This window comes from Dietzia sp. DQ11-44 (assembly GCF_014145205.1).
GTDB classification, from domain to species: Bacteria; Actinomycetota; Actinomycetes; order Mycobacteriales; family Mycobacteriaceae; genus Dietzia; species Dietzia natronolimnaea.
Genome location: NZ_JAALEC010000114.1, coordinates 1 through 4,347, shown reverse-complemented (window position 1 = coordinate 4,347; position 4,347 = coordinate 1). Strand labels below are relative to the sequence as shown.

The 4,347-nt window shown below is 71.6% G+C and carries 4 protein-coding genes; 2 read left to right on the top strand and 2 right to left on the bottom strand.

Annotated features, from left to right (window positions below; translation table 11 throughout):
• Positions 1 to 190: 190 nt before the first annotated feature.
• A complete protein-coding gene (purF, locus tag G6018_RS03440; protein WP_182616724.1) occupies positions 191 to 1,840 on the top strand; it encodes an amidophosphoribosyltransferase in 1,650 nt (549 codons plus the stop codon).
• Positions 1,841 to 1,880: 40 nt separating this feature from the next.
• Positions 1,881 to 2,966: a phosphoribosylformylglycinamidine cyclo-ligase gene (purM, locus tag G6018_RS03435; protein ID WP_179524614.1), complete on the top strand. Its 1,086-nt coding sequence runs from the start codon at positions 1,881 to 1,883 to the stop codon at positions 2,964 to 2,966.
• An 88-nt stretch (positions 2,967 to 3,054) separates the two neighbouring features.
• Here the strand turns inward: purM and G6018_RS03430 are convergent, their stop codons facing one another.
• A complete protein-coding gene (locus G6018_RS03430) occupies positions 3,055 to 3,258 on the bottom strand; it encodes a DUF3073 domain-containing protein (RefSeq protein WP_179524615.1) in 204 nt (67 codons plus the stop codon).
• A gap of 132 nt (positions 3,259 to 3,390) precedes the next feature.
• Positions 3,391 to 4,347: folate-binding protein YgfZ (locus G6018_RS03425; RefSeq protein ID WP_182638734.1), on the bottom strand; the 957-nt coding region annotated here is incomplete at its 5' end.

Genomic DNA, 4,347 nt, shown 5'->3' with positions numbered 1-4,347 from the left:
CGAGGTCGCGGCGGGGCTGCCGGTGGTGCGTCCCGGCTGAGCGTTCGGCGACCCGGGCGGGTCCGGACGACCTGCGCATGAGAAGGGGCCCCACCCGCGGGACGGGGACACGGGACTGGGGTCACGGGGGTCGGGGAACGTACACTCGAACAGCACCGCCGGGGTCCGTCCGGGCGGACCGCCCCGAAACATGAGGGAGCACCACCAGGTGGAGAGCACGTCGTCACGTCCGGCCCCGTCCGGATCACTCCGCCGCACCAGTGGCCGCGCCGCCGTCGGTCTGGGTCTGCCCGACCCGTCCGTTCCCGGCCCGACCGGCCTGCCGATCGACACCGAGCGCATCGGTCCGGTCGAGGAGTGCGGTGTCTTCGGTGTCTGGGCTCCCGGCGAGGACGTCGCCAAGCTCACCTACTACGGCCTGTACGCGCTGCAGCACCGCGGCCAGGAGGCCGCCGGCATCGCCGTCGCGGACGGCGAGCAGGTGCTCGTCTACAAGGATCTCGGACTGGTGAGCCAGGTCTTCGACGAGAAGACCCTCGAGTCGATGAGCGGACACGTGGCGATCGGCCACTGCCGGTACTCCACGACCGGCGCCGCGTCCTGGGACAACGCGCAGCCCATGTTCAGGCCCACCACCGGCGGGGGGTCCGTGGTGCTGGGGCACAACGGCAACCTGGTCAACACGCAGGAACTCAAGCGCTACGCCACCACGATCGGCATCCGGGGTTACACCGAGAACAGCACCCACTCGGACTCGGACATCGTCTCCACCCTCCTCGCCCACGAGGCGGGTGACGGGGGCCTCGAGGAGGCGGCGGCCCGCCTGCTGCCGCGCCTGCGCGGCGCCTACTGCCTGACGTTCTCCGACGAGAACACGCTGTACGCCGCCAGGGATCCGCACGGGGTGCGCCCGCTCGCGCTCGGACGGCTCGAGAGGGGCTGGGTGGTCTCGTCCGAGACGTCGGCCCTGGACATCGTCGGGGCGTCGTTCGTCCGCGACATCGAGCCCGGTGAGCTGATCGCCATCGACGCCGACGGCGTCCGGTCGCGCAAGCTCTCCGAGCCCACCCCCAAGGCGTGCGTCTTCGAGTACGTGTACCTGGCGCGTCCCGACTCGGTGATCAACCAGCGGCTGGTCAACTCCGCCCGCGTGGAGATCGGCCGCAAACTGGCGGTCGAGCACCCCGTCGAGGGGGACCTGGTGATCCCGGTGCCGGAATCGGGGACACCGGCCGCCGTGGGCTACGCCCAGGGGTCCGGGATCCCCTTCGCCCAGGGGTTGACCAAGAACGCCTACGTCGGCCGTACGTTCATCCAGCCCAGCCAGACGATCCGGCAGCTCGGCATCCGGCTCAAGCTCAACCCGCTGCGCGAGGTCATCCAGGGGAAGAAGCTGGTGGTGGTGGACGACTCGATCGTCCGCGGCAACACCCAACGGGCCCTGATCCGGATGCTGCGGGAGGCCGGCGCCCTCGAGGTCCACGTCCGTATCGCCTCCCCGCCGGTCCGCTGGCCGTGCTTCTACGGCATCGACTTCGCCAGCCCCGCCGAACTGATCGCCAACGGGGTCGACGCCACCGACGGGATGCTCGAGGGCGTCCGCAGGGCGATCGGGGCGGACACCCTCGGGTACATCTCGGTGGACGGGATGATCTCGGCCACCGGGCAGCCGCGGGACGAGTTGTGCGCCGCGTGCTTCGACGGCCACTACCCCATCCCGCTCCCGGACGACTCGCCGATGAGCGCGGCCGTCCTGGCACTGGCCGCCCAGGTCGACGGTGAGATACCCGATCGGCACCTGGTCCTGCACGACAACGCGGACGCCGTCCGCCGACCCTGACCGGGCGCCCGACCACGGGCGCCGATGAGGAGAACCGAAGATGACCGAGAACCCCCACCCCGCGAGCGGCGCCTCGTACGCCGCCGCCGGAGTCGACATCGACGCCGGCGAGCGCGCCGTCGAGCTGTTCGCGCCCCACGCCAAGCGCGCGACCCGGCCGGAGGTGATGGGTGGCCTCGGGGGCTTCGCCGGGCTGTTCTCCCTGAAGAACTCCTACCGTCAACCGCTCCTGGCCTCGTCGACGGACGGCGTCGGGACCAAGATCGCGGTGGCGCAGGCCATGGACGTCCACAACACGGTGGGCATCGACCTCGTGGCCATGGTGGTGGACGACCTGGTGGTGTGCGGGGCCGAGCCGCTGTTCCTCCAGGACTACATCGCGATCGGCAAGGTCGTGCCGGAACACGTGGCCGACATCGTCGAGGGGATCGCCGAGGGCTGCGTCCGGGCCGGTTGCGCGCTGCTGGGCGGCGAGACCGCCGAGCACCCGGGACTGATGGCCCCCGGCGAGTACGACATCTCGGGCACCGGGGTCGGGATCGTCGAGTCCGACGAGGTCCTCAAGGCGGAGAACGTCCGCCCCGGCGACGTGATCGTGGGGATGGCGTCCTCGGGCCTGCATTCCAACGGGTACTCGCTGGCCCGGCACGTACTGCTGGAACTCGCCCGCCTCCCGCTGGAGGGGCACGTAGAGGAGTTCGGTCGCACCCTGGGTGAGGAACTCCTCGAGCCCACCCGCATCTACGCCCTGGACTGCCTGAGCCTCATCGCCGAGACCGACGTCCGGGTGTTCAGCCACGTCACCGGTGGAGGCCTGGCGGAGAATCTCGCGCGGGTCATGCCGCGCGGACTGGTCGCGCGTCTCGACCGTGGCCGCTGGCCCGTGCCCGCCGTGTTCGGCACGATCGCCCACCACGGCCGTGTCGAGCAGGCCGAGATGGAGCGGACGTTCAACATGGGGGTCGGGATGATCGCCGTGCTCCCGGCCGAGGACGTGGACCGCGCGCAGGCGGTGCTCACCGCCCGGCACGTGGACAACTGGGTGATCGGACACGTGGACAAGGCCGGGGAGGTCGCCGCGGACGGACCGCGCGTCGTCCTCGAGGGATCACACGCCCGCTTCTAGCCGGGCGGCGCACCCCGCCACACGAACGTGGGCCGGGCATCCTCGCTGGATGCCCGGCCCACGTGTAGGCGGCGGTCGGGGAGTGCGGTCAGAACCTGCTGTCGCCGTCGGACCACGACCCGTACGGGTCGTCGTCCTCCTCGGCACCGGGCCGATCGGTGCTGAGGCGTGTGGTGGGCGCGCCACCACCGGCCAACTCCGCCTGGAGACGTTCTAGGTCCGTCTGCGGAGTGTTGTACTTGAGTTCGCGAGCGACCTTGGTCTGCTTCGCCTTCGCGCGGCCTCGGCCCATTGACCTGACCCCCTCGGAAACGGTGCTGGGCCACCTCGGGGGTGCCCATCAATGTGAGTATCTGCCTGTCCACAGGATAGCGTGCCCGGCGCGGAATGTCCGCCCGGGTGTCGTGGGGGCCACCTCGGGCTCCTACGCCTGGCCGCGCAGCCTGCGGATCGCCTCACGTCCGGCCTGCGGGCCGGAGTCGTGCGGGACGGAGTCGGGATCGATGGCGGCGGAGACCCCGTCCACCTCGAGAACGGTGTCGGACGGCACCGACCGCTTGAGCAGGGCGAGCGCCACCGGGCCGTACTCGTGGTGCTGGACGACGGTCCCCACGCGCCCCACGGTGCGGCCACCGGCGAGGACCTCGGCGCCGGGGGAGAGCGACTGGTCGCCGCCGGAGCCGTCCAGGTGCAGACGCACGAGGACCCGGGGGGACTTGCCGAGGTTGTGGACGCGGGAGACCGTCTCCTGGCCACGGTAGCACCCCTTGTCCAGGTGGACCGCGCCGCGCTGCGCCACCTCGCCGATCCACGTGGGGATCTCGTGGGGGATGGTCTTCTCGTCGGTGTCCACGCCGAGTCGCGCCCGGAGCGGGTCCGTCTCCACCGCGCGGAGGGCCTCGAACGCCCACGAGCCCGCCGGACGGGCGCCGGCCCGGACCGCCGCGTCGAACCATCCGGTCAGCCCGGCCCGGGGGACGAGGAGATCGACCGAGCCCGCCAACGGCCACGGCATCCGACGTGCGATCCCGCCCCCCGGCAGAGGGACGCTCGCGTAGTCGCCGACGGGGAGCTCCACCATGGTCCCGTCCGGAGCGGTGAGGGCACCGGGGAGCCCGGTGCCGGCGAGGGTGACGACGACGAGGTCGGCGGCCTCCGGAGTGGCGTCTGCCCAGAAGACCATCCGGGTCAGGAACGTGAGCAGGGCCGCGCCCCGGCCGGGCTCGGTGTCCATGACGAGTGTCCCGTCGACGTCGGAGAGCACCACGTGGTGCTCCACCCGACCGTTGGCGTCCAGGATCAGCGTCTCGCCACCGGAGCGGTCCTCCAGTTCGGACACGTGCTGGGAGACGAAGCCCTCGAGCCAGCTCAGCCGCTCGCC

Bases quoted from the DNA above. Each gene is read 5' to 3' on its own strand.
- purM (WP_179524614.1), top strand. From the start codon at position 1,881: ATGACCGAGAACCCCCACCCCGCGAGCGGCGCCTCGTACGCCGCCGCC.
- G6018_RS03430 (WP_179524615.1), bottom strand. From the start codon at position 3,258: ATGGGCCGAGGCCGCGCGAAGGCGAAGCAGACCAAGGTCGCTCGCGAA.
- purF (WP_182616724.1), top strand. From the start codon at position 191: ATGAGGGAGCACCACCAGGTGGAGAGCACGTCGTCACGTCCGGCCCCG.